Source organism: Prauserella sp. PE36 (genome assembly GCF_003311655.1).
Taxonomy (GTDB): Bacteria; Actinomycetota; Actinomycetes; order Mycobacteriales; family Pseudonocardiaceae; genus Prauserella_A; species Prauserella_A endophytica.
The window spans coordinates 1-5,578 of the sequence record NZ_QEQT01000077.1 but is presented as its reverse complement, the minus strand read 5'-3'; the positions used below and the strand labels follow the sequence as shown (position 1 = coordinate 5,578).

The window sequence follows — 5,578 nt, the reverse complement described above, 5'->3', positions numbered from 1 at the left end:
CACCGCGACGCGCAGTGGGACCAGGACCAGGCTACGACCCTGCTCGGCGACGCACTACGGCGCGTCCTCGGCATCGGTGACAACGGCTGACACGGAACGAGGAGATCATGAGGTCCTACACGCGCTGGGCGGCACTGGCCGCCTTGCCCCTGCTGTTCGCGGCGCTTGCCGCGTGCGGGTCACCGTCGGGCGGCGGCCCGTCGGGGGCCGAGAACGCCGCGGACTGTCCGGTGCAGCCACCGAACGGTCAGCCTTACTCGGTGAAGCTGGCCTACAACCCGACCCTGCTGAGCGCTCTGCCGATCTCGATCGCGCTGGAGAAGGGGTACTTCACGCAGGAGGGGGTGACGCCCGAGGTCACCGAGCTGCCGGGCTCCGCGAACGAGATGTTCCCGCAGCTGGCGCGCGGTGGGCTCGACCTGCTGGCGGGCGGGCTTGGCGCTCCGCTGTTCAACGCGCGGCACCAGGGGTTCGATGTCAAGATCATCATGGCCTATGGTGCGAACAAGGAGGGCTACCTCAGCACTGTCAGCATCGTCGCGACGCCGGAGGCGGCGGCCCGGCTCCAAGCCGACCCCTCGGCGTTGAAGGACCTCCGGCTCGAGCAGCTGGCGGAGGGCTCGAGCGCGTCGCTGCTGATGCAGAACCTGATCCAGCAGTCGGGTCTGGGTGGCCAGGTGCAGGCCAAGTCCTCGGTGGCGGCGCCGCCCGACCTGGTCACGTTGTTCAGGCGGGGCGGCGTGGACGTCGCCGCACAGGTTGAGCCCGCCGCGACCCTGATGCGTGAGCAGGGGCTCGCCGTGGTCTACAAGACCGGCGAGCAGATCAGCCCCGACCAGCAGGGCGGCCTCATGGTCGCCTCGGAGCAGTTCCTCAAGGACAACCCCTGCGCCGCGGTCGCCTTCGCCCGCGGTCTGCAGAAGGCGGCGGAGGACCTGCGCGCCGGCAACGGCCAGTGGACCCCGGAGCTCTCGAACATCGCGGTGAAGTACTGGAAGGTGCCGGCGGACCTGCTGCCCAAGCTGGGCGCGACCCCGTACGCCTCCCCCGACGGGAGGGTCGACACCACGGGGCTGTCCCAGGCCCAGGACGTCTACGCCAAGCAAGGCCTGGTCACGGTGCCCATCGATGTCAACGAGCTGGTCGACGGGTCGATCGTCGACGCGATCGGGACAGGCGGTGGGCAGAAGTGACGGACGAGCAGCTCGCGCGCGCCGCGGTGGGGTCGGTCGACGTCCTCGGTGACGCCCCCGAGAGCGCCGGCGCCCGGCCGGCGGTCCAGGTCAGGAACCTGAGCAAGGTCTTCGAGACGGCGTCGGGCACGACGACGGCGCTGCAGAGCACGGACCTCGAGCTCGCGCGGGCCGAGTTCGTCTGTGTCGTCGGGCCCAGCGGATGTGGCAAGACCACCCTGCTGAACATCATCGCCGGACTCGAGCGGCAGTCGACGGGAGAGATCGTGTTCGGCGAGCTCCCGCCGGACCGCCCGACGCTCTCGGTCGTGTTCCAGGAACAGAGCGTCTTCCCCTGGCTGACCGTCCTGGACAACGCCGCCTTCGGTCTGAAGGCGCGGGGGGTTCCCAAAGCAGAGCGCCGCCGCGTCGCGCTTGGGATGATCGAACGGATGGGCCTGGGGCGGTTCGCGCACTCCTATCCGCACGAGCTGTCCGGTGGGATGCGCCAGCGCGTGAACATCGCTCGCGCGTTCGCCAACGACCCCCACGTGCTGCTGATGGATGAGCCGTTCGGGGCCTTGGACGAGCAGACGAAGCTGCTCATGCAGGACGAGCTGCTGGCCATCTGGGAAGGCTCGAACAAGACCGTCCTGTTCATCACGCACAGCATCGACGAGGCCATCAGGCTCGCGGACCGGGTCGTCGTGATGAGCGCCCGCCCGGGTCGGGTCAAGACGATCCTGCCGGTGCCCATCCCGCGCCCGCGGCACGTGCTGGAGATGCAGAGCGACGAGCGCTTCGTCGAGCTCCGCGCGGCGGTGTGGGAGCTGCTGCGAGAAGAGGTCGTGGCGACGCACAACCGCGAGGTCGAGGGTGGTGGATCATGAACGCGAGGACGTCGGAGCAGGCTGAGCGGGCGGGGAGCTCGGGAACCGTCGTGGTGCCGGGCCGGCGACGGGGCCGCCGCAGGCCGACCCGTGAGGTGGTGTTCGCCGTCGTCTCGCCGGTGGCGCTGCTGGTCATCTGGGAGGTGCTCTCGGTCACCGGGGTCATCGACCGGCGGGTGTTCTCCGCCCCGTCGGACATCGCGCGAGACAGCTGGTACCTGTTGGTCCAGGGCTCGTTGCTCGACGACACGCTGACCACGCTCCGGCGCCTCCTGCTGGGAATGGCGCTGGGCGCGATCCCCGGAGTCCTCATCGGACTGGTGATGGGGCTGTCCCGGAACGTAAAGGCCGTCGTCAACCCGATCGTCGCGGCAACGCAGGCGCTCCCTCGCATCGCGCTCTTCCCGCTGATCCTGCTGGTCGTAGGGCTGAACGAGAACTCGGTGATCATCATGGTGGGCCTCGGCCCCTTCTTCACCATGCTGATCAGCACGATGACGGCGGTGTCCGAGGTGCCGAAGATCTACCTCAAAGTGGCCCGGTCCTACAAGATGAGCCAGTTGCGGACCTCCGCTTCGGTGGTCATGCCCGCCGCCCTGCCCGTCGTCTTCGGCGGACTGCGGATCTCCGTGGGGCTGGGGCTGCTGGGCGTCATCGCCGTGGAGTTCCTGACCTCCCAGAGCGGGCTCGGGTACATGATCTGGCACTCGTGGCAGATCCTGTCGCTCAGCGAGTCCATGGTGGGGCTCGTCGTCGCCGGGCTGATGGGCGCCGCCCTCTACCTGATCGTCGACTGGGCGGAGAGAATCTCCCTCCCGTATCGCCGAGGCCAGGCCACGTCGTCGCGCTGATGTCGTGACCTGAGACGTCGGCCGACCAGGCCGTGGGAGGGGCGGAGCCGCCGTAGTACTCCGCGCCGGGGAGAGCCCGGTACACGGGGAAGGGCGGCAGCGAGATCGCAAGGGCGGTGCTGCAATGTCCGGAGAATCCGGGGTGGATGTCCCGGTCGTGTGGCCTGATGCCGACATGGCGTGGCTGCGGGTACGGAAGATGCAGACCAAGCTGCACCGTTGGGCGGTCGCCGATCACAGCTTCCGGTTCGACGATGTGTTCAACTTCGTCTGCGACCCGGCCACCTTGGTGATGGCCTTCGAACGGGTCGCGGGCAACACCGGGGCCCGGACAGCGGGCGTGGACGGCGTGCGCGCCGCCGACGTCGAAGTATCCGGGGTGCACGCGCACCTGAACCACATCCGTTCGTCGCTGCGGGCGGGAGCCTTTCGGCCTCTGCCTGTGCGGGAACGAATGATCCCCAAGACTGGCGGGAAACTTCGCCGGCTGGGGATCCCGACCGTCACCGATCGGGTGGTGCAGGCGGCGCTGAAGCTGGTCCTGGAACCGATCTTCGAGGCGGACTTCCGTCCGTGCTCGTATGGGTTCCGGCCGAACCTGGTGTCGATCACTCGATACCGCTACCGGGGCAACAGCATCCCCACCCCTTGGCCGGACGCTCTGACCGGCCCCACCCAAACGGCATGATCTCGTGGAGAGCCCGGTGCTCAGTAATGGGCACCCCGGGTTCGGCGGGCGGGCTTGGGAAACGGACCCGGAGCAATCCCCGCACCGCGCCCAGGCCCGACCCAACAACCTCGCCGAAGCCGTCATCAAAGAGGTCGCCGCGCACAGCAGCTGCTGGTGGGGCAAGACCGGACCACCGCCGCGCGAAGGCATCCAAGCCCAGACGACCCGCGAGCGCTGGCAACAGGTTCATGACCTGCTGGATGTCGGAGTCGGGCTGCTCGAGTGCGCTCGTCGGTTGAATCTGGCTCTGAACACGGTCAAGCGCTACGCCCGGATCAGCGAACCCGAGCGGCTGGTCCGGGCCCCGAAGTACCGCCCCACGTTGGTTGACCCTTACCGGGAGCATCTGCGACGCCGCCGTGAAGTCGATCACGCCGTACCGGTGCAGCACCTGTTCGCTGAGATCAAGCAGCTCGGCTACCTCGGTAGCCTCAACCTGCTCTACCGCTACATCACCCAAGGCCGTGTCGAATCCGACCGGCCGGCGATCTCGCCACGGCGCCTGGCCCGTTACCTGCTCACCCGCCCAGACCGGCTCAAAGACCACCAGCGGGAACGGCTCGACGCCGCGGTGGCCGCCTGCCCCGAGATGACAGCGCTGGCCGGTCTCGTCGGCGACTTCGCCGCCCTTCTGGCGCCCACCGCCGGCAACGATATGCGCCTCACTGGCTGGATCGACCAGGCTCGGGCCGAGGATCTGCCCCATCTGCACGCGTTCACTCGCGGGCTCGAGCTCGACCGCCACGCCGTCAATGCCGCCCTCACCTACTCATTCCAAAATGGACGAACCGAAGGCATTAACACCAAGACGAAGATGATCAAGCGGCAGATGTACGGACGCGCAGCTTTCACTCTCCTACGCCACCGCATCCTCCTCGGCTAACTACACCGCGTCGCCACCGGAAGTGGGCCAGAGCCGTTAATCGGACAGTCCCTGATGCGCCCCGGGTTCTGTGCAGGCTTTGATTCCAGGAAGGATGCAGAGCATGCCGGCACCGAAGAAGTACAGCGACGAGCTGCGTGAGCGGGCGACGCGGATGGCGTTGGATGGGATCGCGAGGGGCAGCGGATGGCAGTCATCCGCCGGGTCGCGAGTCAGTTGGACGTGCACCCGGAGGCGTTGCGGACGTGGGTCAAGCGCGCCGAGATCGACGCCGGCACGGCACCTGGCCGCACCAGCGACGACGCTGCGCGGATCGCCGAGCTGGAACGCGAGGTGCGTGAATTGCGGCGGGCGAACGAGATCCTGAAGACGGCTTCGGCGTTTTTCGCCGCCGCGGAGCTCGACCGCAAGACCAAGTAACCTCTGACGATTCCGCCCATCGGCGGGAGGTTCCGCTCGCGGTGGTCTTTGACTATATCGATGGCCACCGCGAGCGTGTTGTTGAGGGGAAGAAACTCGGGGTCGAGCCGATCTGCGCAGTCCTGAAAGAATCGGGTGTACAGATCGCTCCGAGAACGTATTGGGCAGCGAGGAAACGCGCACCATCAAAACGCGTCCTGCGGGATGCGGAGCTGCTCACCGAGATTGAGCGCGTGTTCCGTGAGAACTACAGCGTCTACGGGGCGCGGAAAGTGTATGCCCAGCTCAACCGTGAGGGAATCCGCGTGGCTCGCTGCACGGTCGAGCGGCTGATGCGGCAGAAGGGCCTGCAGGGTCTACGGCGGGGCAGGCGCCCCAGGACCACTATCGCCGCGGCCTCACCTTCGTCGGCAGACCTGGTCGGGCGCCGCTTCACCGCCGATCGCCCGAACCAACTCTGGGTAGCGGATATCACCTATATCCGGACGTTTTCGGGATGGGTATATGCCGCGTTCGTCATCGATGTGTTCTCAAGAATGGTCGTGGGCTGGCAGGTCTCGACCTCGTTGCACACGAATCTCGCCCTTGACGCGTTGGAGATGGGGATCTGGGCCAGGAAACGAGCCGGGCAA

The 5,578-nt window shown here is 67.5% G+C and carries 6 protein-coding genes and 1 pseudogene; all 7 read left to right on the top strand.

All coding sequences use genetic code 11. The features are described from left to right. The first annotated feature begins 107 nt into the window (after nucleotides 1-107). A complete protein-coding gene (locus DI005_RS20975; RefSeq protein WP_113643244.1) occupies nucleotides 108-1,193 on the top strand; it encodes an ABC transporter substrate-binding protein in 1,086 nt (361 codons plus the stop codon). After that, entirely contained in the window at nucleotides 1,190-2,062 is an 873-nt protein-coding gene (locus DI005_RS20970; protein ID WP_199543051.1) for an ABC transporter ATP-binding protein, read from the top strand. The genes DI005_RS20975 and DI005_RS20970 overlap by 4 nt, the downstream gene beginning before the upstream one ends. Next, on the top strand, nucleotides 2,059-2,913 hold the full coding sequence (locus tag DI005_RS20965; RefSeq protein WP_113643243.1) for an ABC transporter permease: 855 nt from the start codon (nucleotides 2,059-2,061) through the stop codon (nucleotides 2,911-2,913). The genes DI005_RS20970 and DI005_RS20965 overlap by 4 nt, the downstream gene beginning before the upstream one ends. A 124-nt stretch (nucleotides 2,914-3,037) precedes the next feature. Further along, entirely contained in the window at nucleotides 3,038-3,601 is a 564-nt protein-coding gene (locus tag DI005_RS20960; RefSeq protein ID WP_199543049.1) for a hypothetical protein, read from the top strand. Between the two features lie 103 nt (nucleotides 3,602-3,704). Continuing rightward, nucleotides 3,705-4,526 (top strand): annotated as a pseudogene (locus DI005_RS20955) (transposase); the annotation flags it as partial. 186 nt (nucleotides 4,527-4,712) lie between these two features. Next, a complete protein-coding gene (locus DI005_RS20950) occupies nucleotides 4,713-4,946 on the top strand; it encodes a transposase (RefSeq protein ID WP_113643216.1) in 234 nt (77 codons plus the stop codon). Between the two features lie 41 nt (nucleotides 4,947-4,987). Then, on the top strand, nucleotides 4,988-5,578 hold a 591-nt coding region (locus DI005_RS20945), incomplete at its 3' end, for an IS3 family transposase (RefSeq protein WP_147263889.1).

Coding starts and splice junctions, on each gene's coding strand:
- DI005_RS20960 (WP_199543049.1), top strand. CDS start 3,038: ATGTCCGGAGAATCCGGGGTGGATGTCCCGGTCGTGTGGCCTGATGCC.
- DI005_RS20965 (WP_113643243.1), top strand. CDS start 2,059: ATGAACGCGAGGACGTCGGAGCAGGCTGAGCGGGCGGGGAGCTCGGGA.
- DI005_RS20975 (WP_113643244.1), top strand. CDS start 108: ATGAGGTCCTACACGCGCTGGGCGGCACTGGCCGCCTTGCCCCTGCTG.
- DI005_RS20950 (WP_113643216.1), top strand. CDS start 4,713: ATGGCAGTCATCCGCCGGGTCGCGAGTCAGTTGGACGTGCACCCGGAG.